The 24,962-nt window shown below is 71.5% G+C and carries 21 protein-coding genes and 1 pseudogene; 10 read left to right on the forward strand and 12 right to left on the reverse strand.

Annotation, left to right across the window (positions count from 1 at the left end; all coding sequences use genetic code 11):
* Positions 1-75: 75 nt before the first annotated feature.
* The 5 genes from whiA to AB0912_RS13885 form a co-directional block, all read right to left on the reverse strand.
* Complete coding sequence (whiA, locus tag AB0912_RS13865; RefSeq protein WP_266757464.1) at positions 76-1,065, reverse strand: DNA-binding protein WhiA; 990 nt, start codon at positions 1,063-1,065, stop codon at positions 76-78.
* Positions 1,056-2,126 carry a uridine diphosphate-N-acetylglucosamine-binding protein YvcK gene (gene yvcK, locus AB0912_RS13870; RefSeq protein ID WP_366699128.1) on the reverse strand — a complete coding sequence of 357 codons (1,071 nt, stop codon included), beginning with the start codon at positions 2,124-2,126 and terminating at the stop codon, positions 1,056-1,058. The genes whiA and yvcK overlap by 10 nt, the downstream gene beginning before the upstream one ends.
* Entirely contained in the window at positions 2,123-3,229 is a 1,107-nt protein-coding gene (gene rapZ / locus AB0912_RS13875) for an RNase adapter RapZ (protein WP_366699130.1), read from the reverse strand. Before rapZ ends, yvcK begins: the two co-directional genes overlap by 4 nt.
* A complete protein-coding gene (uvrC, locus tag AB0912_RS13880; protein WP_366699132.1) occupies positions 3,226-5,346 on the reverse strand; it encodes an excinuclease ABC subunit UvrC in 2,121 nt (706 codons plus the stop codon). The genes rapZ and uvrC overlap by 4 nt, the downstream gene beginning before the upstream one ends.
* A 135-nt stretch (positions 5,347-5,481) precedes the next feature.
* Positions 5,482-5,916 (reverse strand): hypothetical protein, encoded by a 435-nt coding sequence (locus AB0912_RS13885; protein ID WP_366699134.1) that lies wholly within the window; start codon positions 5,914-5,916, stop codon positions 5,482-5,484.
* 190 nt (positions 5,917-6,106) lie between these two features.
* Here AB0912_RS13885 and AB0912_RS13890 point away from each other — a divergent pair.
* A pseudogene (locus AB0912_RS13890) lies at positions 6,107-6,310 on the forward strand (hypothetical protein); the annotation flags it as partial.
* Positions 6,311-6,444: 134 nt separating this feature from the next.
* Here AB0912_RS13890 and AB0912_RS13895 read toward each other — a convergent pair.
* The gene (locus AB0912_RS13895; protein ID WP_366699333.1) at positions 6,445-7,179 is read right to left on the reverse strand and encodes an alpha/beta fold hydrolase; all 735 of its coding nucleotides are present in this window, start codon (positions 7,177-7,179) and stop codon (positions 6,445-6,447) included.
* A 187-nt stretch (positions 7,180-7,366) separates the two neighbouring features.
* Between AB0912_RS13895 and AB0912_RS13900 the strand changes: the two genes are divergently transcribed.
* Positions 7,367-7,777, forward strand: a complete 411-nt coding sequence (locus AB0912_RS13900) for a helix-turn-helix domain-containing protein (protein WP_366699136.1) — start codon at positions 7,367-7,369, stop codon at positions 7,775-7,777.
* 227 nt (positions 7,778-8,004) lie between these two features.
* Here AB0912_RS13900 and AB0912_RS13905 read toward each other — a convergent pair whose 3' ends face one another.
* The gene (locus AB0912_RS13905) at positions 8,005-8,430 is read right to left on the reverse strand and encodes a Rieske (2Fe-2S) protein (RefSeq protein ID WP_366699138.1); all 426 of its coding nucleotides are present in this window, start codon (positions 8,428-8,430) and stop codon (positions 8,005-8,007) included.
* A gap of 404 nt (positions 8,431-8,834) precedes the next feature.
* Between AB0912_RS13905 and AB0912_RS13910 the strand changes: the two genes are divergently transcribed.
* Both AB0912_RS13910 and AB0912_RS13915 read left to right on the forward strand, forming a co-directional pair.
* Positions 8,835-9,881 (forward strand): LacI family DNA-binding transcriptional regulator, encoded by a 1,047-nt coding sequence (locus AB0912_RS13910; protein WP_366699140.1) that lies wholly within the window; start codon positions 8,835-8,837, stop codon positions 9,879-9,881.
* Between the two features lie 154 nt (positions 9,882-10,035).
* Complete coding sequence (locus tag AB0912_RS13915) at positions 10,036-10,947, forward strand: carbohydrate kinase (protein WP_366699142.1); 912 nt, start codon at positions 10,036-10,038, stop codon at positions 10,945-10,947.
* A gap of 232 nt (positions 10,948-11,179) precedes the next feature.
* Here AB0912_RS13915 and uvrA read toward each other — a convergent pair whose 3' ends face one another.
* Complete coding sequence (gene uvrA, locus AB0912_RS13920) at positions 11,180-14,233, reverse strand: excinuclease ABC subunit UvrA (RefSeq protein ID WP_366699144.1); 3,054 nt, start codon at positions 14,231-14,233, stop codon at positions 11,180-11,182.
* A 224-nt stretch (positions 14,234-14,457) separates the two neighbouring features.
* Here uvrA and AB0912_RS13925 point away from each other — a divergent pair, with 224 nt between their 5' ends.
* The 5 genes from AB0912_RS13925 (at position 14,458) to AB0912_RS13945 (ending at position 18,515) form a co-directional block, all read left to right on the forward strand.
* Positions 14,458-15,147 (forward strand): maleylpyruvate isomerase family mycothiol-dependent enzyme, encoded by a 690-nt coding sequence (locus tag AB0912_RS13925; RefSeq protein WP_366699146.1) that lies wholly within the window; start codon positions 14,458-14,460, stop codon positions 15,145-15,147.
* A gap of 9 nt (positions 15,148-15,156) precedes the next feature.
* Positions 15,157-15,813: an MBL fold metallo-hydrolase gene (locus tag AB0912_RS13930; protein WP_366699148.1), complete on the forward strand. Its 657-nt coding sequence runs from the start codon at positions 15,157-15,159 to the stop codon at positions 15,811-15,813.
* Positions 15,814-15,958: 145 nt separating this feature from the next.
* Positions 15,959-16,843, forward strand: a complete 885-nt coding sequence (locus AB0912_RS13935; protein WP_366699150.1) for an ABC transporter substrate-binding protein — start codon at positions 15,959-15,961, stop codon at positions 16,841-16,843.
* Complete coding sequence (locus tag AB0912_RS13940; protein ID WP_366699152.1) at positions 16,840-17,751, forward strand: amino acid ABC transporter permease; 912 nt, start codon at positions 16,840-16,842, stop codon at positions 17,749-17,751. The genes AB0912_RS13935 and AB0912_RS13940 overlap by 4 nt, the downstream gene beginning before the upstream one ends.
* Complete coding sequence (locus AB0912_RS13945) at positions 17,748-18,515, forward strand: amino acid ABC transporter ATP-binding protein (protein ID WP_366699154.1); 768 nt, start codon at positions 17,748-17,750, stop codon at positions 18,513-18,515. Before AB0912_RS13940 ends, AB0912_RS13945 begins: the two co-directional genes overlap by 4 nt.
* 39 nt (positions 18,516-18,554) lie before the next feature.
* On the opposite strand, the gene aroQ is transcribed toward AB0912_RS13945, so the two are convergent.
* Entirely contained in the window at positions 18,555-19,028 is a 474-nt protein-coding gene (gene aroQ, locus AB0912_RS13950; protein WP_366699156.1) for a type II 3-dehydroquinate dehydratase, read from the reverse strand.
* A gap of 100 nt (positions 19,029-19,128) precedes the next feature.
* Here aroQ and AB0912_RS13955 point away from each other — a divergent pair, with 100 nt between their 5' ends.
* A complete protein-coding gene (locus tag AB0912_RS13955) occupies positions 19,129-20,175 on the forward strand; it encodes a S66 peptidase family protein (RefSeq protein WP_366699158.1) in 1,047 nt (348 codons plus the stop codon).
* 91 nt (positions 20,176-20,266) lie between these two features.
* On the opposite strand, the gene AB0912_RS13960 is transcribed toward AB0912_RS13955, so the two are convergent.
* The 3 genes from AB0912_RS13960 to AB0912_RS13970 all read right to left on the reverse strand — a co-directional run bounded on the left by AB0912_RS13960 (position 20,267) and on the right by AB0912_RS13970 (position 24,929).
* Positions 20,267-21,367 carry an ionic transporter y4hA gene (locus AB0912_RS13960; RefSeq protein WP_366699160.1) on the reverse strand — a complete coding sequence of 367 codons (1,101 nt, stop codon included), beginning with the start codon at positions 21,365-21,367 and terminating at the stop codon, positions 20,267-20,269.
* Positions 21,368-21,589: 222 nt separating this feature from the next.
* Positions 21,590-22,576: a TerC/Alx family metal homeostasis membrane protein gene (locus tag AB0912_RS13965; protein WP_366699162.1), complete on the reverse strand. Its 987-nt coding sequence runs from the start codon at positions 22,574-22,576 to the stop codon at positions 21,590-21,592.
* Positions 22,577-22,904: 328 nt separating this feature from the next.
* Positions 22,905-24,929 carry a TerD family protein gene (locus AB0912_RS13970; RefSeq protein ID WP_366699164.1) on the reverse strand — a complete coding sequence of 675 codons (2,025 nt, stop codon included), beginning with the start codon at positions 24,927-24,929 and terminating at the stop codon, positions 22,905-22,907.
* Positions 24,930-24,962 lie beyond the last annotated feature (33 nt).

A 24,962-nucleotide genomic window follows, 5' to 3' on the forward strand; every position in this document is an offset into this window, starting at 1 on the left:
GCCTCAAGAACGGACAAACGTCGGCGCCGACGTCCCAAGTGGGCGTCGGCACCGGCGTGTTGAGCTGTCGTCAGGTCATCCCGCGAGGTTGTCGGCCATCTCCTCGGAGAGGTTCGACTCGGTGCCGGGGATGCCGAGGTCCTGCGCCCGCTTGTCGGCCATGGCCAGCAGGCGGCGGATGCGGCCCGCGACGGCGTCCTTGGTCAGCGGCGGGTCGGCGAGCGCGCCCAGCTCCTCCAGGGAGGCTTGCTTGTGCTCCATGCGCAGCCGTCCGGCGGCGGCGAGGTGCTCCGGCACCTCGTCGGCGAGGATCTCCAGCGCGCGCTGCACCCGGGCCCCGGCGGCGACGGCCGCGCGGGCCGAGCGGCGCAGGTTGGCGTCGTCGAAGTTGGCGAGCCGGTTCGCCGTGGCGCGCACCTCGCGGCGCATCCGGCGCTCCTCCCAGGCCAGCACCGACTCGTGCGCGCCGAGGCGGGTCAGCAGGGCGCCGATCGCGTCACCGTCACGGACGACGACCCGGTCCACGCCGCGCACCTCGCGGGCCTTCGCCGCGATGGACAGCCGGCGGGCGGCGCCGACCAGGGCGAGGGCTGCCTCGGGACCCGGGCAGGTCACCTCCAGGGAGGAGGACCGGCCGGGCTCGGTGAGGGAGCCGTGCGCCAGGAACGCGCCGCGCCAGGCCGCCTCGGCGTCGCAGGTGGCCCCCGAGACCACCTGCGGCGGCAGACCCCGGATGGGGCGTCCGCGGCCGTCCACGAGCCCGGTCTGCCGGGCGAGCTGGTCACCACCGGCGACCACCCGGACGACATAGCGCGAACCGCGGCGCAGCCCGCCGGGCGCCATCACGATCAGTTCGGAGCTGTGGCCGAAGATCTCCAGAATGTCCCGCTTCAGGCGGCGCGCCGCCATGGCGGTGTCCAGCTCCGCCTCGATCACGATCCGGCCGCTCACCAGGTGAAGGCCGCCCGCGAACCGCAGAATGGCGGAGACCTCCGCCTTTCTGCAGCACGTCCGGGTGACGGGAAGCCGGGAAATCTCATCCTTCACCGCTGCCGTCATCGCCATGGGCCGATCCTTCCATGCATCCGAAAAATACGGTCGTACGCGGCGGCCAACAGCTCCGGGTCGTGCCGCGGAGTTCCGTCGGTCCGGGCCACCGGCGCCAGCTCGACCGCGGCGCCGAGCCGCTTGGCGGCGTCGGCGAGAGAGTCGCGGTCGGGCACGGCGGCCTCGTCGGCCAGCACCACGTCCAGGGCGAGTTTAGGGGCGTGTCGTCCCAAAACCTCCAAATGACGCTGCGGGGAGAAGCCTTCGGTTTCTCCGGGCTGCGGGGCGAGGTTCAGGGAGAGTACCCGGCGCGCCTTGGTCTGGATGAGGGCGTCGAGCAGCTCGGGCACCAGCAGGTGCGGGATCACCGAGGAGAACCAGGAGCCCGGGCCGAGGACCACCCAGTCGGCGTCGAGGACGGCGGCGACGGCCTCGGGCACGGCCGGCGGGTCGTGCGGCACCACGTGCACGGACTGCACCTCGCCGGGGGTGAGCGCCACGGTCGCCTGGCCCCGGACGGTGTCGACGTCCTCGGGCCGGTCCGGGTCATGCCCTTTGACCAGGGCCTGGAGCTCCAGGGGTACGGCGGACATGGGCAGCACCCGGCCGTGCGCGCCCAGCAGCCTGCCGACCAGGTCGAGGGCCTGGACGTGATCCCCGAGCTGCTCCCACAGGGCGACGATCAGCAGATTGCCGACCGCGTGTTCGTGCAGGTCGCCCTTGGACTGGAAGCGGTGCTGGATGACGCGGGCCCAGGTCTGACCCCAGTCGTCGTCGCCGCACAGCGCCGCCAGCGCCTTGCGCAGATCGCCGGGCGGCAGGACGCCCAGCTCGTCGCGCAGGCGCCCGCTGGAGCCGCCGTCGTCGGCCACCGTGACGACGGCGGTGAGGTCGCCGGTGATCCGGCGGAGCGCGGCGAGCGAGGCGGACAGGCCCATGCCGCCGCCGAGGGCGACGACCTTGGGCTGGGCGCCGCGGCGGCGCGGCTTGGCGCCGCGCGCCACGTCGGGCCGCCCGGCACGCTCCCCGGGGGTCTCCCGGCGCAGCCGGTACAGCCGCGGGACGGCACGTCCGGTCACTCGCGCCCCATGTCCCGGTGCACGATCACGGTCTCCACGCCCTGGGAGGCGAGCCGGGCCGCGAGCTTCTCGGACGTCGCCACGGAGCGGTGCTTGCCGCCGGTGCAGCCGACGGCGATGGTCACATAGCGCTTGCCCTCCCGCCGGTAGCCGGCGGCGATGAGCTGGAGCAGCTCGGCGTAGCGGTCGAGGAACTCCTTGGCGCCGGGCTGGTTGAAGACGTACGCCGACACCTCCTCGTTCAGGCCGGTGAAGGGGCGCAGCTCCGGGACCCAGTGCGGGTTGGGCAAGAAGCGCATGTCCACGACCAGATCGGCGTCGACCGGCAGTCCGTACTTGAAGCCGAAGGACATGACGGTGGCCCGCAGCTCGGGCTCCTCCTCGCCCGCGAACTGGGCGTCCATCTTGGCGCGCAGCTCGTGCACGTTCAGGCTGGAGGTGTCGATGACCAGGTCGGCGTCGCCGCGCAGCTCGCGCAGCAGCTCGCGTTCGGCGGCGATGCCGTCCACGATGCGGCCGTCGCCCTGGAGGGGGTGGGGCCGGCGCACGGACTCGAAGCGGCGCACCAGGGCCTCGTCGGAGGACTCCAGGAAGACGATGCGCCGGGTGACGTGCTTGGACTCCAGATCGGCGAGGGATTCGCGCAGATTGTCGAAGAAGCGGCGGCCGCGCACGTCGACGACGACGGCGATGCGCGCCACGTTGCCCTGGGAGCGGGCGCCCAGCTCCACCATGGTGGGGATCAGCGCGGGCGGCAGGTTGTCGACCACGAACCAGCCGAGGTCCTCCAGACACTTGGCGGCCGTGGACCGGCCCGCTCCGGACATGCCGGAGATGATCACCAGCTCGGGGATGACCGCGTCCGGGGCCGCCGTCGCGGCCGTCTCGGTGCCCGTACCCACGTGTGCTCCGTTTTCCTGGGGGGTCTCGTGCTCTGCCTGTGGTGCCGGGTGCTCCGGCCGGTCCCCGGCCTGTGGTGCCGCGCGCTCCGGGCGGTCCCCGGCCTGTGGTGCCGCGCGCTCCGGGCGGTCCGCGGCGGCGGTGCCGGGGTCTTCCTCGGTCCGCGCCGGGCGTTGCGCCGCTCGCTCTTCGTTCTCGCTCATGTCTCCTGCCCCCGTCGTTCGTCCGAGGCGCCCGCGGTCACGGGCTCCTCCGCGGGGCCCGCCGTCGTCTCGGGCGCCGCGTCTTCGTCGTCTTCCATGATCTCTCCGGTCGCCGTGTTCACGGCGGGTGCGGCGGGAGCCGCCTGGGCGAGGGCCACGGCGATGGTCTCCGCCGTTTTTCGGCCTATGCCGGGAACCTCGCAGATCTGGTCGATCGTCGCGGAACGCAGCTTCTTCACCGAGCCGAAGTGCTTGATCAGTGCCTGCTTGCGCGATTCGCCGAGACCGGGCACGTCGTCCAGGGGGCCGGACCTGAAGCGCTTGGCCCGCTTGGCGCGCTGGTAGGTGATGGCGAAGCGGTGCGCCTCGTCCCGGACGCGCTGGAGGAGGTACAGGCCCTCGCTGCTGCGCGGCAGGACCACGGGGTCCTCGTCGTCCGGCAGCCACACCTCCTCCAGGCGCTTGGCGAGCCCGCACACGGCGATGTCGTCGATGCCCAGCTCGTCCAGGGCCCTCTTGGCGGCGGCGACCTGCGGCCTGCCGCCGTCCACCACGACGAGCTGCGGCGGGTAGGCGAACCGCTTGGGCCGGCCGTCGTCCTCGGTGAAGGAGATCTCGGGGACCTCGCCACCGGGGGGCACGGAGGGAACCCCGGCGGAGGTCCCCGAGGAGATCCCGGTGGGGGTGTCCGCGCCGTTCGTCCACTCCCCCGTCTTCTCCTTCTCCACCAGATAGCGGCGGAAGCGGCGGGTGATCACCTCGTGCATGGAGCGGACGTCGTCCTGGCCGGCGAAGCCCTTGATCTGGAAGCGCCGGTACTCGCTCTTGCGCTGGAGCCCGTCCTCGAAGACGACCATGGACGCCACCACGTCGTCGCCCTGGAGGTGCGAGATGTCGTAGCACTCGATCCGCAGGGGCGCGCTGTCCAGGTCGAGCGCCTCGGCGATCTCCTCCAGGGCCCGCGAACGGGTGGTGAGGTCGGAGGCGCGCTTGGTCTTGTGCAGGGCGAGGGCCTGGAGCGCGTTGCGCTGCACGGTCTCCATGAGGGCCTTCTTGTCGCCGCGCTGCGGGATGCGCAGCGACACGATCGACCCGCGGCGCTCGGTGAGCCACTCCTGAACCGGCTCCACCGGGTCGGGCAGGGCCGGGACGAGCACCTCCTTGGGGACCGAGTCGCCGGTCTCCTCGCCGTAGAGCTGCTGGAGCGCGTGTTCGACGAGGTCGCCGGTGGTGACCGCCTCCACCTTGTCCGTGACCCAGCCGCGCTGGCCGCGCACGCGTCCGCCGCGCACGTGGAAGATCTGCACGGCGGCTTCCAGCTCGTCCTCGGCGACGGCGATGAGGTCCGCGTCGGTCGCGTCGGCGAGCACGACCGCGTTCTTCTCCATCGCCTTCTTGAGGGCCTCGATGTCGTCACGCAGCCGGGCAGCGCGCTCGTACTCCATCTCCTCGGCGGCCTCGGCCATCTGCTGTTCCTGCCGGCGGATGTACGTCCCCGTGCGGCCGGCCATGAAGTCGCAGAACTCCTCGGCCAGTTCACGGTGTTCCTCAGGCGAGACCCGTCCGACGCAGGGGGCCGAGCACTTGCCGATGTAGCCGAGCAGGCAGGGGCGGCCGGTGCGCGTGGCGTTCTTGAAGACTCCGGCGGAGCAGGTGCGGACCGGGAAGACGCGCAGCAGCAGGTCCACGGTGTCGCGGATGGCCCACGCGTGCCCGTAGGGGCCGAAGTAGCGCACGCCCTTCTTCTTGTGGCCGCGCATCACCTGCACGCGCGGGAACTCCTCGTTCATCGTCACCGCGAGGTAGGGATAGCTCTTGTCGTCGCGGTACTTGACGTTGAACCGGGGGTCGAACTCCTTGATCCAGGAGTACTCCAGCTGGAGCGCCTCGACCTCCGTGGACACGACCGTCCACTCCACGGACGCCGCGGTGGTGACCATGGTGCGGGTGCGCGGGTGCAGGTTCGCCAGATCCTGGAAGTAGCTCGCGAGCCGCTGGCGCAGGCTTTTCGCCTTTCCGACGTAGATCACCCGGCGGTGCTCGTCGCGGAATTTGTACACCCCGGGAGAGTCCGGGATCTGTCCCGGCTTGGGGCGGTAGCTGGAGGGGTCGGCCATGTCACACACCCTACTGGCGTGCACCGACAGCGCGGCGGGCTCCCGGCCGACGGGGCCGTACGGGGTGCGACTGCCGGCCAACCGCGCCGTGCGGTGAGTACGGACTCCGGCCGCCCGGGGTGCGGGCGTGCCCGGTCAGCCTTGGCGGCGCCGCAGGGCCCGCGAGACGCTCAGGAAGAGGGCGACGAGGGCTCCCGCCCCGGCGGCGGCCGACGCCACCACGACGAAGGGGTCGGTGCGGTCCGGACCGCTCGTCCGGCCCCCACCGGGCCGCCCGTCCCCGGTCTCCCCGGCCTCCCCGGGCCCGGCTTTGCCGGTCTCCCCCGCCCCGCCCTTGCCGGTCTCCCCCGGTCCGTCGCCGTCCGCGTGCCGCCCGGGGGCGGTCCCGTAGGCGACGCGCCCGGCCGGCTCGCGTGGGCCGAACCGACCGTGGGCGTGCGCCGTGAGCCGGTCCGCGTACGCCGGCGCGTCGTGACGGACGCCCGCGCGCCCCTCCGCGTCGGTCACCGGGGCGGCGCCGACGGCGGCCAGCACCGCGGCGAGGGCGAGGAGTCGTCGGGTCGAGCGCATCGCGTTGCTCCCGGGTGGGTCGAGGAGGGAAGCGCGTACGGGGGCCGGGGTCGGCCATGTTGAGCATCAGGTGTTGTCGGGACTTGGTCAACACGCTTCAATGCGGGGGAACTTGGGGCGCGCACGGCGCGACCCGCGTGCGAACGGTCCCCGCGCGCCCACCAGGCGGCCCGACCACTCCACGAACGGCCTGGTCAGCCGCAGTGAACCGGCGCGGAAAGGCCCTTGCGCGCGGCACGGCACACAGCACGCGGACCCCGGCACGGCGGAACTGGAGACGGCCCTGCGCGGTGGCCCGTTCCATGTCGCGCTGCGGGCCGCGATCGCCGCCCGCGGACCGCCGCTGCAACGCGTCCAGCACCATCTGTCGCGCTACGGGGTCTCGACGGGGGTCTGCACACCCTCGCCCACCAGGACGGCGTCGCTGGCGCCTCCCGGGAGTACCCGCGCGGCAGGTTCGACGGAAAGCCGTCTGCGATTGTCAGGGACTGACGGCAGCCTTATGTCAGGGACTGACTGCAGCCTTTGTCAGGGACTGACTGCAGCCTTGAGAAGCAACTCGCAGAGCTCGCCGGGCATGGTGACCATACAGTCGTGGCCGGTCGGCAGTTCCCACACCCGCGCCGGAGAACCGTTGGGCTGTACCGCGGGGACGGGCGGCAGAGTGAAGCCTTCCGCGTTCCCGCCGGCACAGCGGATGTGGGTGTGCGGGATCGCGTTCGCCGCCGGGTTGTCCAGCCGGACCGGTTGCCGGAGGCAGCGCACCGGGTGATCCGAGACCACCGTGCGCAGCCACGCGACATCGGCCGGGTCCGTCACTCCGAACAGGCCGAGCGGGGGCGGCTGTTCCGGGGGCGGCGGAATGAGCCACGGGCTATCGGATTCCGCGGCCAGGTCGATCAGGCCCTGCAGTTCGGGCAGGGTGTCGACCGGGGTCTCGCCGTCTTGTGGAACCATCGAGTCGACGTACACCAGGTGCGCGATCCGGCCCGGCACCTGGTGGGCCGCGGACGCGATGACCGCCCCCGCGTAGCTGTGCCCCACGAGCACCACATCGGTGAGGTCCGCTTCGTCGATCAGCCGGACGACATCGCCGACGTGCGTATCGAGCCCTACTTCAGGGCTGAGCAGATGGGCCTTGTCGCCGTAGCCGGTCAACGACGGAGCGAGCACACGATGTCCGGCCGCCTCCAGCAGCGGAACCACTCGCTCCCAGGACCGTCCACTGTGCCAAGCACCATGGACCAACAGAAATATTGACATGACAGGACCAATATCCTTTCTCAGGGTGTCGAGGCATCGAGATAGCCGAGGCATCGGGATATACGGGGTAAAACAACGGTTACCATTCGCACCTCGGTTCCCTTTGGGAACCGCAATCATCATGGTGTGCCCGAAACAGGCCGGGCAATAAGGCACTTTTCGGTGCCATGGTTCCCTGGAGGTAACGATGGCCGTGACGGACAGTGAGCCGGTTCCGGAGGCGCAGGACGCGAGTCGGCTCCGCCCCGTCCTCGCCATGGTCGGGGACAAGTGGTCGCTGCTGGTCGTGTGCAACCTCAAGGAAGGGCCGCGACGCTTCTCCGAACTCAAGCGCGCCGTCGACGGGATCAGTCAGCGCATGCTCACCGTCACCCTGCGCGGTCTGGAACGGGACGGCATCCTGACCCGGACCATCCACAACGTCATGCCGCCCCATGTCAGCTACGCGCTCACCCCGATGGGCAGCTCGCTTTGCCAGGCCACCCTGCCCCTCCTGGAGTGGAGTTCCGAGCACCTGGCGCTCATCGACGAGGCCCGCGCGGAATACGACACGCGCGCCGAGACCCCGCCCGCCGGATCTGTCGGGAATCACACCTGATTCCGCGACGGGCGAGTGCTGCGCCCTTGGCGCTGCCGCCACCGGGCGTCGGCCGGAGGCATCCCGGTGATCGAGTCGATATCGGGGCCGACGGCGGCTGGCCGATCAGACGCCTGGCATACGGAGCCAACGACGTCGGCCTGAACGGAAGAGGGCTCGGGGGAGCGGGCGCTGCCGCGCCGTTCACCAAGGCCTCCGCCGGATTGCCGCTCACGCCGGATTGCCGCTCACGCCTCCGGGCCCGCGACGATCTTGCCGTTCTTCTCCTCCACGGAGAGCGGGTTGAGCGGCTCCGTGGCCGGCGAACGCAGCACCTTGCCCGTCCGCGCGTCGAACTCGCTTCCGTGGCAGGGGCATACGAGCGTGGTGCCGTCGAGCTTGTTGATGGCGCACCCCGCGTGCGTGCAGATCGAACTGAACGCCGTGAGCGAGCCGTCCTCGGCGCGGCTGACGACCACGTTCTGGTCCTGGTACAGCTCGGCTTCGCCCTTGGCGACCTCGCTCTCCGCGCCCAGCACGACCGGCGCGGTCGGTGTCGCGGGTGCTCCCCCGCCGCCGCCTCCGGAACAGGCGGCGAGTCCGAGCCCGGCGACCGGGGTGAGCGCCGCTCCCCTCAGGACGGTGCGGCGGCTCGCGGACGGACGGCCCGGCATGGCGACTCCCCTGGTCGAGGCGGTACTTCTACGGCTTCGCGGATGCTCCGCCCGGCGTGATCGCGGTGGTCGCCGGCTCCGAGGGCCTTCGACACGGCCGGCCGCCGGCACGGGCGGTCACCGACGCGGGTGGTGGCAGGGCGACGATACCGGTACAGATCGTTCCGCCGGGCGCCGGGTGGCCCGGGACGCCAGGCCCTCGTAAACGCTTACGCGCCTGTTGACGCCTGCTTGGGCAGCCTGTGCGTAAGCGTTTACGTGTGCCTCCGGATGGGATACCTTCGCGGGCGGACGGCAGGTTCCGAAGCGCCGGGACCCATCGGGTCACGGGCGGCGCGGTGCCGCGCCGGCCCGGGAACGAGGACGTTCCCGGGGGCGACCAGGGGTTCCGGGGAGGGAGCGCCATGGCGACGATGGTCGACGTGGCCCGGCGTGCGGGCGTGTCCATCGCGACGGTGTCGCACGTCCTGAACGACACGCGCCCGGTGTCGCCGGGGACCCGGCAGGCCGTCCTCGACGCGATCGACGAACTGGGCTACACGCCCAACACGCTGGCCCGCTCGCTCGTCACCGCGCGCACCCGGTCCATCGGACTCGCGGTCTCGGCCATCAGCAACCCGTACTTCACGGAGATCCTCCAGGGTGTGGAGGCCCGCGCCCTGGAGGACGGCTACAGCCTGCTCATCGCCGATCCGCACGACGATCCCGAGCACGAGCGGAAGATCGCCCAACTGCTGCACGAGCGGCGGGTGGACGGCATGATCATCGCGCCCTCGGCGGCCCCGGACGCGCTGCTGAGCTATCTCGGCAAACACTCCGTGCCCACCGTGTTCCTGGACCGGCTGGTGCGCGCCCCCGCCGACAGCGGCTTCCGCCACGACCAGGTGGGCGCCGAGAACACCGCGCCGATGACGACCCTGGTCACCCATCTCGCGGAGCGGGGCCACCGGCGGATCGGGCTGGTCGCGGGTCTGCCGGGCCTCAGCACCACGGCCGAGCGGATCACGGGGTACCGGCACGGCCTCGCCCACGCCGGACTCCCCTACGACGAACGGCTCGTCGTCCACGGCGAGTCCCGGGCGGAGACGGCCGAGCCCGCCACCCACCGGCTGCTGTCCCTCGCGGCGCGGCCGACCGCCCTCGTCACCGCCAACAACGCGATGACCATCGGCGCGCTGCGGGCGCTGCGCACCCGGGGTCTCACCGTGCCGGACGACCTGGCCCTGTGCTGTTTCGACGACTTCTCCTGGGCGGATCTGTTCACCCCCCGGCTGACCGCGATCGCCCAGCCCAGCAGGGAGATCGGGGCCCGCGCCGTCGGGTTGCTGCTGGAACGGCTGGCGGAACCGGGCCGCGAGAGCCGTACCGTCCGGCTGCCGGCCGCGTTCGTCCACCGCACCTCGTGCGGCTGTCCCGACAGTTCGCCGCGTCCCGAACGCCACGAGGGCTGAACGCCATGGCCCCGAACCCGTGCAGTCCATCCGGTCCGGGCAGTCCGTCCGGTCCGGGCAGTCCGTCCGGTCTGGGCAGTCCGGGCAATCCGTCCGGTCCGGGCAGTCCGTGCAGTCCGAGACCCCATGAGGCCCCGAGGAAAGGACCCGAGTCGTGATCGTCGTCGCCGGTGAGGCCCTGATCGATCTGGTGCCGCAGGGCACGGGCGCCCTGGCGGGCCTGCTGCCCCGTCTCGGCGGCGGCCCCTACAACACGGCCGTGGCGCTGGGCCGCCTCGGCTCCCCCACCGCCTTCTGCTCCCGCGTCTCGCGTGACGCGTTCGGCGGGGCGCTCCTGGACGGCCTGACCGGGGCGGGCGTCGACGTGTCGTCCGTACAGCGGGGCGACGAGCCGACGACCCTGGCGGTCGCCACGATCGGCACGGACGGCTCGGCCGCCTACTCCTTCTACGTCGAGGGCACGGCGGACCGGCTCTTCTCGGCCCCGGCGGCGCTTCCCGAGGCGACCCGGGCGGTGTCCTTCGGTACCTGTTCGCTCGTGCTGGAGCCGGGCGCGAGCGCGTACGAGGAGCTGATGCGCAAGGCCGCCGCGCAAGGCGTGTTCACCGCGCTCGACCCGAACATCCGTGCCGGTCTGATCCCGGACCCGGACGCCTACCGGGCCCGGGTCCTGAGCTGGCTGCCGTCGGTGTCGCTGCTCAAGCTGTCCGAGGAGGACGCAGCGTGGCTCGGCGGGACACCGCGCGAGTGGCTGGCGGCGGGACCGGCGGCCGTGGTGGTCACCCGGGGCGGCGACGGTCTCACCGCGTTCACCCGGGACGGCTCGGAGCACTCCGTCCCCGGCGAGGCGGTCGACGTCGTGGACACCATCGGCGCCGGGGACACCGTGAACGCGGCGCTGCTGCACGGGCTGGCCGGCCGGGACGGCCTGTCCCCGGCCGCCCTCGCCGGGCTGGGCCCCGAGGGCTGGACCGAGATCCTGCGCTTCGCGGCGCGCGCGGCGGCGATCACCTGCTCGCGAGCGGGCGCGGAACCGCCGTACGCCTCCGAACTCGGGGGTGCGTGAACCCGTTTCACGACGTCGGTCCGTGGCGTCGGTTCGTGGCGCCGGGGGCACCCGGAATGCGAGGGCGCCGGGGACACGGGCCGGCGGGTCCCCGGCGGTGAGGTGGGTGAGGTGAGCGAGGGTCCGGCCCGATACGACGGCGGCGCCCCGCGGAGTGATCCGCGGGGCGCCGTCTTCGGTGAGACGCCGTCGGAGAGGGCCGTCGGAGAGTGGCCCTCCGACCGGCGCCCGGTCAGGCCTTGCGAGCGCGCGTCGTCTTCTTCGCGGGCGCGGCCTTCTTGGCCGTGGCCCCCGTCGACTTCGCGGCGGTCTTCTTGGCGGCGGCCTTGGTCGCCGTACCGCCGACGGCCTTGGTCGCCGTCTTCTTGGCGGGCGCCTTGGCCGCGGCCGTCTTCTTGGCGGCCGTCTTGCGGGGAGCCTTCACCGGGGCGGCGTCGCTGATCCGCTCCGCGCCGAGGATCTCCCGCAGGAACTTGCCGGTATGGCTGGCCGGAACGCCGGCGACCTCCTCGGGCGTGCCCTCGGCGACCACCAGGCCACCGCCGTTGCCCCCCTCGGGGCCCATGTCCACGACCCAGTCCGCGGTCTTGATGACGTCCAGGTTGTGCTCGATGACGATGACCGTGTTGCCCTTGTCGACCAGGCCGGACAGCACCGTGATGAGCTTGCTGATGTCCTCGAAGTGCAGACCGGTGGTCGGCTCGTCGAGCACGTACACCGTGCGGCCGGTGGAGCGCTTCTGCAGCTCGCTGGCGAGCTTGACGCGCTGCGCCTCACCTCCGGAGAGGGTCGGCGCGGACTGGCCGAGCCGCACATAGCCGAGGCCGACGTCGTTCAGCGTCCTGAGGTGGCGGGCGATCGCCGGGACCGCCTCGAAGAAGTCGAGCGCCTCCTCGATCGGCATGTCCAGCACCTCGGCGATGGACTTGCCCTTGTAGTGCACCTCCAGGGTCTCCCGGTTGTAGCGCGCCCCGTGGCAGACCTCGCAGGGGACGTACACGTCCGGCAGGAAGTTCATCTCGATCTTGATGGTGCCGTCGCCCGAGCAGTTCTCGCAGCGGCCGCCCTTGACGTTGAAGGAGAAGCGGCCGGGCTGGTAGCCCCGCACCTTCGCCTCGGTGGTCTCGGCGAACAGCCTGCGGACGTGGTCGAAGACTCCGGTGTACGTCGCCGGGTTCGAGCGCGGGGTGCGGCCGATCGGCGACTGGTCGACGTGCACGACCTTGTCCACCAGGTCGTCGCCCGCCACGCGCGTGTGGCGGCCCGGCACGTTCCTCGCGCCGTTCAGCTCGCGGGCCAGGTGCGTGTACAGGATGTCGTTGACCAGCGTCGACTTGCCGGAGCCCGAGACACCGGTGACGGCCGTGAGGACGCCCAGCGGGAACGACACGTCGATGTCCCGGAGGTTGTTCTCCCGGGCGCCGTGCACCGTGAGCCTGCGGCTCGGGTCGGTGGGGCGGCGCACGTCCGGGGTCGGGATCTCCCGCTTGCGCGAGAGGTACTGCCCGGTCATCGACTCGGTGTTGGCGAGCAGTTCCTTCAAGGGGCCGCTGTGCACGACCTTGCCGCCGTGCTCGCCCGCGCCGGGGCCGATGTCGACCACCCAGTCGGCGACCTTGATGGTGTCCTCGTCGTGCTCGACGACGATGAGCGTGTTGCCCATATCGCGCAGCCGGACCAGGGTCTCGATCAGCCGGTGGTTGTCCCGCTGGTGCAGGCCGATGGACGGCTCGTCCAGGACGTACAGGACGCCGACGAGGCCGGAGCCGATCTGGGTGGCCAGCCGGATGCGCTGGGCCTCGCCGCCGGAGAGGGTGCCGGCCGCGCGGTTCAGCGACAGGTAGTCGAGGCCGACGTCGACCAGGAAGCGCAGCCGTTCGTTGACCTCCTTCAGGACGCGCTCGGCGATCTTCTTGTCACGGGCGTTGAGCTTCAGCCGGCCCAGGAAGTCCGCGCAGTCGCTGATCGACATGGCGGAGACCTCGGCGATGGACTTCTCCATGACGGTCACCGCGAGGACGAGCGGCTTCAGGCGCGTGCCCTGGCAGGTGGGGCAGGGCACCTCGCGCATGTAGCCCTCGAAGCGCTCGCGGCTGGCGTCGCTCTCGGACTCGCTGTGCCGCCGCTTGACGAAGGGCACGGCGCCTTCGAAGGGGGTGGTGTAGACGCGCTCGCGGCCGTACCGGTTGCGGTAGCGGACCTCGATCTGCGTCTTGTGGCCGTAGAGCAGGGCCTTCTTGGCGCGCTGCGGCAGTCCGGCGAAGGGGATGTCCGTGCGGAAACCCAGCGCGTCGGCGAGAGCGCCGATCAGCCGGCCGAAGTAGTCCTTGGTGTGCCCGTGCGACCAGGCGTGGATGGCGCCCTCGTCGAGGGACTTCTCCTCGTCCGGGACGATCAGCTCGGGGTCGACCTCCATGCGGGTGCCGATGCCGGTGCAGTCGGGGCAGGCGCCGAAGGGCGAGTTGAAGGAGAAGGAGCGGGGCTCCAGCTCCTCGAAGGACAGGTCGTCGTACGGGCAGTACAGGTGCTCCGAGTACATGCGCTCGCGCTCGGGGTCGTCCTCGGGGAGGTCCACGAAGTCGAGCACGACCATGCCGCCGGACAGGCCGAGGGCGGTCTCCACGGAGTCGGTGAGCCGGCGCTTGGCGGAGTCCTTCACCGTGAGGCGGTCGATGACCACCTCGATGGTGTGCTTCTCCTGCTTCTTCAGCGTGGGCGGCTCGGTGAGCTGGATGGTCGCGCCGTCGACCCGGGCACGGCTGTAGCCCTTGGTCTGGAGGTCGGCGAAGAGGTCGACGAACTCGCCCTTGCGCTCGCGGACCAGCGGCGACAGCACCTGGAAGCGGCTGCCCTCGGGCAGCTCCAGCACCTTGTCGACGATGGCCTGCGGGGACTGGCGGGAGATGGGCCGGCCGCACTCGGGACAGTGCGGCTTGCCGATGCGGGCGAAGAGCAGCCGCAGGTAGTCGTAGACCTCAGTGATGGTGCCGACCGTCGAGCGCGGGTTGCGCGAGGTCGACTTCTGGTCGATGGAGACCGCCGGGGAGAGGCCTTCGATGAAGTCCACATCCGGCTTGTCCATCTGGCCGAGGAACTGCCGGGCGTACGAGGAGAGGGACTCCACGTAGCGCCGCTGGCCCTCGGCGAAGATCGTGTCGAAGGCGAGGGAGGACTTGCCCGACCCCGACAGGCCCGTGAAGACGATGAGCGAGTCGCGAGGGAGGTCGAGCGAGACATTCTTCAGGTTGTGCTCGCGCGCTCCACGGACGATGAGACGGTCGGCCACGCCGGTCCGCACCTTTCTTGAGAGTGGTGACAGGGGCCGCAGGCCCCCGTCTTTCTCAGACTAGGGGGAGCCACTGACAGCGCCGGTTGCTTTCCCTGGTTCACAACAATCCCGGACCGTCCAGCATGCCCGACGCCACCGGCGAGCGTATAGCACGCGCATTCGATTTACGGGTGCGGGCAACCACCTTCACCCGAACGTGTGGCGGGGATAGGGTCGGCGCCATGATGGATCATGTGCGTGACCTGGCATCCGTACGTGCCGCGACGGACCGGCTGCTCAGCGCAGCCGCCGGACTGGACAACGCCTCGGTGACCGAACCGTCACGGCTTCCCGGCTGGAGCCGCGGACACGTCCTCGCCCACGTCGCCCGGAACGCGGACGCCCTCGTGAACGTTCTGGAGGGCCGCCCCATGTACGACTCCCCGACCGCGCGGGACGCCGACATCGAGCGGGACGCCCCGCGCCCCCTCGACGTACAGCTCGCCGACGTCCGCGAGAGCGCGGCCCGCTTCCAGGAGACGGGGGCCGCGCCCGCCGACTGGTCGCGCACGGTGGAGCTGCGCAACGGCGTCACCGACGTCGCGGCCCGGGTGCCGTTCCGGCGGTGGGTCGAGGCCGAGCTGCACCATGTGGACCTCGGGATCGGCTACGAGCTGGAGGATCTGCCGGAGGAGTTCACGGTCCGGGAGATCGACTTCCTCGCGGAGCGGTTCGCCGGCCACCCAAAGGTGCCCCCGACGGGTCTCGTCTCGTCCGACGGCCGCACCTGGAGCACCGGCGGGGGCGCCGCGGGCGGCCCCGTGACGGTCCGGGGAACGTCGGTCGACCTGCTCGGCTGGCTCTGCGGACGCCGCGACGGCTCGGCGCTGAAGGCCGACGGCGGCCCGCTGCCGGCCCTGCCCCCGCTATAGGCTGCCGTCATGACGTACAGCGGAGCGGTGACGGTCGGCGGCCCTGCCGATGTGCACGAGCTGCAGAACCTGATGATCTCCAAGGTCGCGGTCGGCCCGATGGACAACAACGCCTATCTGCTGCGCTGCCGGGACACCGACGAGCAGCTCCTGATCGACGCGGCGAACGACGCCGGAACGCTGCTCACCCTGATCGGTGACGACGGTATCGCCTCCGTGGTGACCACCCATCAGCACGGTGACCACTGGCAGGCACTCGCGGAGGTCGCGGCGGCCACCGGCGCGCGCACGTACGCGGGCCGGGACGACGCCGACGGCATCCCCGTCCCCACCGACGTCCTCCTGGAGGACGGCGACACCGTGACCGTCGGGAACGTACGGCTCACCGCCCGGCACCTGGTCGGCCACACACCGGGCTCGATCGCCCTGGTCTACGACGACCCGCACGGCCACCCCCACGTCTTCACGGGCGACTGTCTCTTCCCGGGCGGAGTGGGCAACACCCGCAAGGACCCGGAGGCGTTCGCGAGTCTCCTGCACGACGTCGAGACGAGGATCTTCGACGTGCTGCCGGACGAGACCTGGGTCTATCCCGGCCACGGCAACGACACCACCCTGGGCGCCGAGCGTCCGCATCTGCCGGAGTGGCGCGCGCGGGGGTGGTGACCCGGGCGCGCCCACCCGCCCCCCGCCGCCACGCGGGGGCGGTCACGCCCGAAGTGTTCACGGAATTGCAACACCCGTTCCCACTATGCGGACATTTACCGTTGTGACCTCGACAAACGGCATGGTTCGCTGTCACTCTCCCGCCATGCATCTCGCTCAACGCGCCCTGGCCCGCGCCGCGTCCGCCGGCACCGTCGTCCTGCTCGCCCTCGCCGTGGGCTGCGCGCCGCAGCCGGAGGAGAAGGCGTCCGGGAAGGCCTCCGGGAGCAGCGCCGCGTCCTGCGCCAAGGGCTCGCTGAGCACACAGACCGCCGGCAAGCTCACCATCGCCACCGACGAACCCGCGTACGAACCGTGGTTCAAGGACGACAAGCCCGCCAACGGCAAGGGCTTCGAGTCGGCGGTCGCCTACGCCGTCGCCAAGCAGCTCGGCTACGCGGACGGCGACGTCGTCTGGCAGAGCGTGCCCTTCAACAAGGCCTTCGCGCCCGGCCGCAAGTCCTTCGACTTCGACATCAACCAGGTGTCGATCAGCGACGAGCGCAAGAAGGCCGTGGACTTCTCGTCCGGCTACTACGACGTGCGCCAGGCCGTCATCGCGCTGAAGGGCTCCAAGGCGGCCAAGGCGACGGGGCTCGCCGACCTCAAGGGTCTCAAGCTCGGCGCGCAGGTCGGCACCACCAGCCTGGACTACATCAACGACGTGGTGAAGCCCGCCGAGTCCCCCGCCGCGTACGCCAAGAACGACCAGGCCAAGTCGGCGCTGAAGAACGGCCAGGTCGACGCCATCGTCACCGACCTGCCGACCGCTTTCTACATCACGGCCGCCGAGGTGACGAACGCGAAGATCGTCGGCCAGTTCGAGAACCAGGGCGGCTCGCCCGAGCAGTTCGGGCTCGTGCTCGACAAGGGCAGCGCGCTGACCTCCTGCGTGACCAAGGCCGTGGACGCGCTGCGCGCGGACGGCACCCTCGCGAAGATCGAGAAGCAGTGGCTGTCCGAGGCCGTCGACGCCCCGGTGCTCAAGTGACGGCGGTGCAGGAGGAGTCGGGAGGGGACTCGGCCGAAGGCGACATGCCCGGTGGGGCCGACCCCTACATCCCGTCGGCACGGCGGATCGAACGTGAGCGGCACCGGCGTGTCCGGGCCCGCCGTTCGGCCGCCGTCGCCGCGCTGTCCACGCTCGTCACCGCCGTGGTGCTGTACTTCGTCGTCACCGGCGCGCCGGGCTGGCAGCGCACCAAGGAGACGTTCTTCGACCCGTCCTTCGCGCGGGAGGCCTTTCCGAAGGTCCTCGAAGGCCTGTGGCTGAACCTCCGGCTGTTCGCCGTGTGCGGCGTCCTGGTGCTGGTGCTCGGCACCCTGATAGCCGTGGCGCGCACCCTGCGGGGCCCGATGTACTGGCCGGTGCGCGCCCTCGCCACGGCCTACACCGACTTCTTCCGCGGCCTGCCGCTGATCATCTGCCTGTCGATCGTCGTGTTCGGCGTCCCCGCGCTCCAGCTCCAGGGCGTCACCGACGACCCGGTCCTGCTCGGTGGCGCCGGCCTGGTGCTGACGTACTCGGCGTACGTCGCCGAGGTCGTCCGCGCCGGCATCGACTCCGTCCACCCCTCGCAGCGGGCGGCGGCGCGCTCGCTGGGCCTCACCACCCGGCAGACCCTGCGTCATGTGGTGCTGCCGCAGGCGGTACGCCGTCAGGTCCCGCCGCTCCTCAACGACATGGTGTCCCTGCAGAAGGACACCAGCCTCGTCTCCATCGGCGGCGCGGTCGAGGCGATGCGCTCGGCGGACATCATCGTGGGCCGGAGCCTCAACTACACGGCGTACATCGTCGCCGCGCTCCTCTTCGTGGCCCTGACCATCCCCATGACGCGCTTCACCGACTGGGTCACCGCCCGTATGGACCGCCGCCGCAGCCAGGGAGGCATCGTATGAGCACGGCATCCGCCCCCGGCGGCCCGACGCTGCGGATGGAGTCCGTCCGCAAGACGTTCGGCGGGACGGTCGTCCTGCGGGACGTCGACCTGGAGGTCGCCCCGCACACGGTGACCACCCTGATCGGCGCCTCCGGTTCCGGAAAGTCGACGCTGCTGCGCTGCGCCAACCTCCTGGAGGAGGTCGACGACGGGGCGATCTGGCTGGACGGCGAGGAGATCACCCACCCGCGCGCGGACCAGGACGCGGTGCGCCGGCGGATCGGCGTGGTCTTCCAGGCGTACAACCTCTTCCCGCACATGACCGTGCTGGAGAACATCACCCTCGCCCCGCGCCGGGTGCACGGCACGGGGCGCGCGGAGGCCGAGGCGCACGCGCGTGAGCTGCTGGAACGGCTCGGGCTCGGCGCCAAGGCGGACGAGTACCCGGACCGGCTGAGCGGCGGGCAGCAGCAGCGTGCGGCGATCGTCCGCGCGCTGGCCGTACGTCCCAAGCTGCTGCTTCTGGACGAGATCACCGCCGCCCTCGACCCCGAACTCGTGGGCGAGGTCCTCAATGTCGTCCGGGACGTCAAGGAGGACGGCATGACCATGGTCCTCGCCACGCACGAGATGGGCTTCGCCCGCGAGGTCGCGGACCAGGTGTGCTTCCTGGACGGCGGGGTGATCCTGGAACGCGGCACGCCCGAGGAGGTCTTCGGCGACCCTCGCGAGGAGCGCACCCGGCGCTTCCTCAAGCGGATCGTGGACGCCGGACGGCTGTGACACCCGGGTGGCCGCCGCCCGCCCGGCCCCGGCCTGCCCTCAGGTGGCCGCCTGCCCCGCGCCGGCCAGCGCCGCCACGCGCTCCACGGCGAACGCGTACCCCTGCACCCCGCAGCCGGCGATGACCCCGTCGGCCCGCAGCGAGACGTACGAGTGGTGCCGGAACTCCTCACGCTGGTGGATGTTGGAGATGTGCACCTCGATGACGGGCAGCCCGTCGCAGGTGTTCAGCGCGTCCAGGAGGGCGACGGAGGTGTGCGAGTAGGCGGCGGGGTTGATCACGATCCCGGCGTGGCCCAGACGGGCCTCGTGGATCCAGTCGACCAGCTCGCCCTCGTGGTTGGACTGCCGGAAGTCCACCGTGCCCCCGTGCGCCGCGGCCGCCTTGGCGCACAGCGCCTCCACGTCCGCGAGGGTGTCACGGCCGTAGATCTCCGGCTGGCGCTGCCCGAGGAGGTTCAGGTTGGGCCCGTTGAGAATCATGATCGGGGCGCTGGCGAGGGTGCGGGGCACGTTTCCTCCGGTCCTTCGGCTCGTCCGGCCCGTCGCGGACCGCTGCTCGCCCCCGGTTTATCACGATGCCCCGGACGGATGACGTTCGTATCCTCGCGCCATGATCACACCCGTATACCCGCCCAAGCCCACCCCCGGCGACCGGATAGCCGTACTCTCCCCGTCCAGCGGCCTGCCGGGGCTCTTTCCGGTGCCGTACGAACTTGGCCTGGAGCGGCTGCGCGAGTCGTTCGGTCTCGAACCGGTCGAGTATCCGACCACACGGGCCATGGGCTCCTCGGCGCGGGAGCGGGCCGACGACCTGCACGCGGCGTTCGCCGACCCGTCGGTCCGCGCGGTCGTCGCGTCGATCGGCGGCGAGGACCAGATCACCGTGCTGCCGCTGCTGGACCGGGAGTTGATCCGGGCGAACCCGAAGCCGTTCTTCGGCTACAGCGACAACACGAACTTCCTCGCCTACCTGTGGAACACCGGCATCGTCGGCTACCACGGGGCCACGGTGATGTGCGAGTTCGGCCGCCCGGGTGCCATGGACCCGCTGACCGCCGAGTCCGCGCGGGCCGCCCTGTTCACGTCCGGCCCCTACGAGCTGCGGCCCGCCGGACGGTTCCGCGAGATCGACGTCCCCTGGGACGACCCGGAGAGCTTCGCCCGCGAGCCGCGGACCGGGCCGGGCACCGGCTGGACGTGGGTGCGCCCGGACCGGGTGGTCGAGGGCCGCTCCTGGGGCGGCAACCTGGAGATCCTGTCCTGGCTGCTGATGGCGGACCGCGAGATCGCGCGCGACCTCTCCGTGTACGACGGTCACGTGCTGTTCCTGGAGACCTCGGAGGACATGCCCCGCGCCGAGGAGGTGTACTGGGTCCTGCGCAGCATGGGCGAGCGGGGCCTGCTCGGACGATTCCCGGCGCTCCTCATGGGCCGTCCGAAGGCCTGGTCGTTCGGCCGGCCGCTGGACCCCGCCGGCCGGGCCCGCTACGCGCGCGACCAGCGGGAGGCGGTCCTGCGCGCGGTCGACCGCTACGCCCCGGACACGATGGTCGTGTTCGACGTGGACCTCGGCCACACCGATCCGCAGGTCATCATCCCCTACGGCGGGACGGTCCGCGTCGACGGCCCGGCCCGGCGCATCACCGTCACCTACTGACCCGCCCCGCACGCCCACACGCCCGCATGCCCGCATGCCGACATGCTCCGGCGTCAGGCGCGCGCCGCGCCGCCGTACGTGGGCTGACGGGTCATGGATTGATGGCGAGTTCCAGATAGGCGGTGAAGATCACCAGGTGGACTCCGCCCTGAAGGGGGGTGGCCCGGCCGGGGACGACGGTCAGGGAGCTGACCACCACCGTCAGCGTCAGCAGGACCATCTCGGTGGAGTTGAGGCCGAGGACGAGCGGTCCGGAGAGCCAGATCGACGCGAGGGCGACGGCGGGGATGGTCAGGCCGATGCTCGCCATGGCCGAGCCGAGGGCGAGGTTCAGGCTGGTCTGCACCCGGTCGCGGCGGGCGGCCCGCAGAGCGGCGATCGTCTCGGGGAGCAGCACGAGCAGGGCGATGATCACACCGACCACGGAGTGCGGCATGCCGGCCGCCTCGACGCCGGACTCGATGGTGGGCGACACTCCCTTGGCGAGCCCGACCACTCCGACGAGGGCCAGGCCGAGCAGCCCCAGGCTGATCCCGGCCGTACGGGCGGAGGGGGCGTCGGCGTGGTGGTCGGCGTCGATGACCTCGCCCTGCCGGGTGATCGGCAGGAAGTAGTCCCGGTGGCGGACGGTCTGGGTCGCCACGAACAGGCCGTACAAAACCAGTGAGGCGACCGCGGCGAAGGTGAGCTGTGCCGTGGAGAACTCGGGCCCGTGCTTGCTGGTGGTGAACGTCGGGAAGACCAGGCTGAGCGTCGCGAGGGTGGCGACGGTCGCGAGGGCGGCGCCGGTGCCCTCGGCGTTGAACACGGCCAGTCCGTGCCGGAGTGAGGCGACGAGCAGACACACACCGACGATGCCGTTGCAGGTGATCATCACGGCGGCGAACACCGTGTCGCGGGCCAGTGTCGAGCTCTTGTCGCCGCCGTCCGCCATCAGGGTCACGATGAGGGCGACCTCGATGATCGTGACCGCGACGGCGAGGACGAGTGACCCGAAGGGTTCACCCACCCGGTGGGCGACCACCTCGGCGTGATGGACCGCGGCGAGCACGGCGCCGGCGAGGACCAGCGTCACCAGCGCGACGACCACGACGGGCAGGTCACGCTTCCAGGTGAGGACCAGCAGCACCACCGCGGCGAGGGGCACCATGGTGGACCACTGTGTGACGAGTGACCGGAGCCGAACGATCATGCCGCGATCGTCCCAGTCGGAAGCGTGCTCCGCACCCCGGCGAGCCGCCTCTCAGACCCGTACCGACGGCCCCCGTCGCCCGGGTCGAGCACCTCCGGCAGGGAGGCGCCCGGTATCCGGGCGGCCGACGGCGTGGACGGTGAGAGGCAGTTCACGGTGTGCTGATTCCGTTCTGGTGGTTCCTGCGGTCGGCTCTGGTGGTCCTGCCGTCGGCCGGCGGGGTCAGACGTCGATGCTCTCCCTCTCCGCCTTCTCGGCCTCCTCGCGCGCCTGCCTCCTGGTGGCGATCAGGCTGGTGATCGTGGTGACCACGAGGACCGCGCAGATCACGCCGAGCGAGACCGGTATGGAGATCTCGGGGACGTGCAGGCCGGACTCGTGCAGCGCGTGCAGGACCAGCTTGACGCCGATGAACCCGAGGATGACCGACAGGCCGTAGCTCAGGTGGACCAGCTTCTTCAGCAGGCCGCCGATGAGGAAGTAGAGCTGCCGCAGACCCATCAGCGCGAACGCGTTGGCCGTGAAGACGATGTACGGGTCCTGGGTCAGGCCGAAGATCGCGGGGATCGAGTCGAGCGCGAAGAGGACGTCGGTGGTGCCGATCGCCAGCATGACGACCAGCATCGGCGTCATGACCCGCTTGCCGTTCTGCCGGATCCACAGCTTGGTGCCGTGGTAGCGGTCGGCGACGCCGAAGCGCCGCTCCGCCGCCTTGAGCAGCCGGTTCTCCTCGAACTCCTCGTCCTCGTCTTCCGCCCGCGCCTCCTGGATCAGCTTCCAGGCGGTGTAGATGAGGAACGCGCCGAAGATGTAGAACACCCACGCGAAGTTGGCGATGATCGCGGCGCCCGCGGCGATGAAGACCGCGCGTAGCACCAGGGCTATGAGCACGCCGACGAGGAGCACCCGCTGCTGGTACTTCGAGGGCACGGCGAACTTCGCCATGATGAGGACGAAGACGAAGAGGTTGTCGACGCTCAGCGATTTCTCGGTGATGAAGCCGGCGAAGAACTCTCCGGCGGGCCGGCCTCCCGCGAAGAGGAGCAGGCCGAGGCCGAAGAGCCCGGCGAGGGCGATCCAGACGACCGTCCAGATTCCGGCTTCCTTGATGGACACGTCGTGCGGTTTCCGGCCGATGAAGAAGTCGACCGAGATGAGTGCGGCAAGTCCCGCGATGGTCAGGACCCACAGGGTCAGGGAAACATCCACTGCGCCTCCGGCAGTACGTAACGGCAGATTTTCAGCGTCGTCGCCACCGGAGGTCTCTTCCACCCGAGGCCGCCGGAGGCTGAGCGCGTCCGGAGCCTGTGGGCCGACGTCCCGGGATCTGGCCTGATCCGTATTGACGGGTACGCCGCAGCAGGGAGTACTCCCCTCCGCATGGGAAGACAGTACCCGAATCACCAAGGAAAGGTAAAGGGCTGAGTAAAAGAAATACCAAGTCCGCAGGTCAAGGCACTTTACCGACGCTTGGTAAAGCTCCTTGACCGGGGATGAGGCGGGGGTCGGTCAGCGTTTCCCGGTCAACGGTTCCGGGTCAGCGGTTCCCGGGCCGGCGGGCCGCCGCCACCTGGGCGAGGACACGCTCCATCACCTCGCTGCCGGCGGGCAGCAGCGCGGGTTCGAAGGTCCACGCGTGCCCCACCCATGGGTCCGCGAGATGGTCGTCCGGCACCGGTGTGATCCGCAGCAGCGACCGCCACAGCGGGTCCAGCAGCGGCCCGTACACGGACGCGTCCTCCCGGTCGGCCACCATCATCAGATGGACGCCGACCGCCGGGCCCTCGTCCGCGAGGTAGCGGAGGCGGGTGACGGCGCGGTCGTCGAAGCCGTGCGGGAAGTCGTTCACGATCAGGAGCTGCTCGGCCGTGTCGAGGCCCGGCGGCAGGGAGTCGGCGGCGCCGCCGCGCAACGCCATCTGGACCAGGTCGACACGCTGGGTGAGCCGGGCCAGCACGTCGGTGACGCCCGCGGCGCCGACCGCCGGCGGACCGGCGAGGACCCCGGACCGTACGAGCGGGGCGAGCGCGGGGGCTCCGGCGCCGGCCGCGTCGATGACATGGACGGTGAACTCGCCGGCGGGATACACGGCGAGCAGCCGGGCGGCGTGCGCCACGGCCGTGTCCATGGCGAGGCGGCGCACCTGGTCGGCGTCGGCGAGTGTGCCGTCGGACGCGGAGCGACCGCTGTCGATCCACAGGCCGCGCTCCAGCGGCAGCCGCAGAAGCATCGGAATGCTCAGAGTGCCGCTCTCGGGCAGCGACAGATCACCGACGCGGACGGCCATCGGGATCTCCATGGGCGGGCGGTAGCCGTGCCACACGGGGTTGTCCCAGCTCGCGTACGCGATGGGCAGGGCGGGTTCCACGACCTCGGCCTCCGCGGTGAGCTGGGCGAGGTCCCGGTCCAGGGCGGCGCGGGCCTGGTCGGCGAGTGCCGCGTGCTTGGCGCGGGCCGCCTCGCGCGCGGCGTCGCCCGCCCCGCCGATGCGGCTGCGCGGGTCGGACAGCGCCTGGTCGAGTTCCCTCTCCATGCGGGAGTCGGCGAAGTCGATGGCGCTGCGGTAGGCGGCGACGGTCCGGGCCAGATCCTCGAACATGCCCCACACCTGGTTGTACAGGCGCTCGTCCATGGACCAGCCGGTCGCGTCCCCGGCGACGGGCCGGGCGGGCTGTCCCGGCTCGGCGGGCGGCGCGGTCGGCGGGGGCGGTGGCGGAGCGGTGGTCTGCCGGCGGGGGTGGCTGTAGTCGATCGGCCCGCCGGCCGCCGGGGCGGACGGCTGCGTGACGGCGGAGGGGTCGGGCTGCGCGGAGCCGCCCGGCTGCCCGGCCGGGGGCGCGGCGGGTCCGGGGAGGTCGTAGGGGGGCGGGGCCGGTGGCGTGCTGCCGGAGGCGCTCTCGGGGCCTGGTCCCGTGCGCTGCTGGTCGGAGGCCGGTGTGGAGGCGGCCGTCTGCCGGGACCGGTCTGCTGCGTCCGGGGTACGCGGCGGAGGTGCCGACACCGACCGGGCGAGGCCCTGGGACACCGCCTCGTCGATGGCGCCGGCGAGCCGGCGGGCCTCGGGAAGGCCCTGGTCGGTGAGGAGTTCGGCGAGGCCGCCCGCGTAGCCCTGGCCGACGGCGCGGACCTTCCAGGCGCCCTGTCTGCGATACAGCTCCAGGGCGATGACGGCTGTTTCGGCGTCGAGGCCCGTGAGGGTGAAGCTGGCGATCTCGGTGCCGTCGAGGCCGGTGACCGCGACGAAGGGGGCGGCGACGGCCCCGAACCGGACGGGGCCGCCGATCCCGGTGGGCAGCGCGAGCAGCACGCTGACCCGGTGCACGGCGGGCGGCAGGGCGTCCAGGTCGAAGGCGAGCCGGTGATCGGCCGCCGCCTGCTGGGAGACCTCGAGGCCGGGCAGCGTGGGCGTGCCCGGGTGCGCCACCCACTCGACGCCGCGGACCCTGCCCTGCTCGTCGCTGAGCGTGGCCCCCGCCACGACCGGTCTCCCCGCCGAGACCCGGACCTCAAGTCGGACCTGGGAGAGCGGATGGTTCTGCCCCCGGACCAGCTCGGCCGTCATCGCCTGCCCCCCATGTCGCTGTGTGCGTCGCGC

The organism is Streptomyces sp. NPDC007084, assembly GCF_040703595.1.
In the GTDB taxonomy this organism is placed as follows: Bacteria; Actinomycetota; Actinomycetes; order Streptomycetales; family Streptomycetaceae; genus Streptomyces.

What these genes read in the sequence shown, in the direction of transcription:
- whiA (WP_266757464.1), bottom strand. Translation starts at nt 1,065, where the DNA reads ATGGCGATGACGGCAGCGGTGAAGGATGAGATTTCCCGGCTTCCCGTC.
- rapZ (WP_366699130.1), bottom strand. Translation starts at nt 3,229, where the DNA reads ATGAGCGAGAACGAAGAGCGAGCGGCGCAACGCCCGGCGCGGACCGAG.
- uvrC (WP_366699132.1), bottom strand. Translation starts at nt 5,346, where the DNA reads ATGGCCGACCCCTCCAGCTACCGCCCCAAGCCGGGACAGATCCCGGAC.
- AB0912_RS13885 (WP_366699134.1), bottom strand. Translation starts at nt 5,916, where the DNA reads ATGCGCTCGACCCGACGACTCCTCGCCCTCGCCGCGGTGCTGGCCGCC.
- AB0912_RS13895 (WP_366699333.1), bottom strand. Translation starts at nt 7,179, where the DNA reads ATGTCAATATTTCTGTTGGTCCATGGTGCTTGGCACAGTGGACGGTCC.
- AB0912_RS13900 (WP_366699136.1), top strand. Translation starts at nt 7,367, where the DNA reads ATGGCCGTGACGGACAGTGAGCCGGTTCCGGAGGCGCAGGACGCGAGT.
- AB0912_RS13905 (WP_366699138.1), bottom strand. Translation starts at nt 8,430, where the DNA reads ATGCCGGGCCGTCCGTCCGCGAGCCGCCGCACCGTCCTGAGGGGAGCG.
- AB0912_RS13910 (WP_366699140.1), top strand. Translation starts at nt 8,835, where the DNA reads ATGGCGACGATGGTCGACGTGGCCCGGCGTGCGGGCGTGTCCATCGCG.
- AB0912_RS13925 (WP_366699146.1), top strand. Translation starts at nt 14,458, where the DNA reads ATGATGGATCATGTGCGTGACCTGGCATCCGTACGTGCCGCGACGGAC.
- AB0912_RS13930 (WP_366699148.1), top strand. Translation starts at nt 15,157, where the DNA reads ATGACGTACAGCGGAGCGGTGACGGTCGGCGGCCCTGCCGATGTGCAC.
- AB0912_RS13935 (WP_366699150.1), top strand. Translation starts at nt 15,959, where the DNA reads ATGCATCTCGCTCAACGCGCCCTGGCCCGCGCCGCGTCCGCCGGCACC.
- AB0912_RS13945 (WP_366699154.1), top strand. Translation starts at nt 17,748, where the DNA reads ATGAGCACGGCATCCGCCCCCGGCGGCCCGACGCTGCGGATGGAGTCC.
- AB0912_RS13955 (WP_366699158.1), top strand. Translation starts at nt 19,129, where the DNA reads ATGATCACACCCGTATACCCGCCCAAGCCCACCCCCGGCGACCGGATA.
- AB0912_RS13960 (WP_366699160.1), bottom strand. Translation starts at nt 21,367, where the DNA reads ATGATCGTTCGGCTCCGGTCACTCGTCACACAGTGGTCCACCATGGTG.
- AB0912_RS13970 (WP_366699164.1), bottom strand. Translation starts at nt 24,929, where the DNA reads ATGACGGCCGAGCTGGTCCGGGGGCAGAACCATCCGCTCTCCCAGGTC.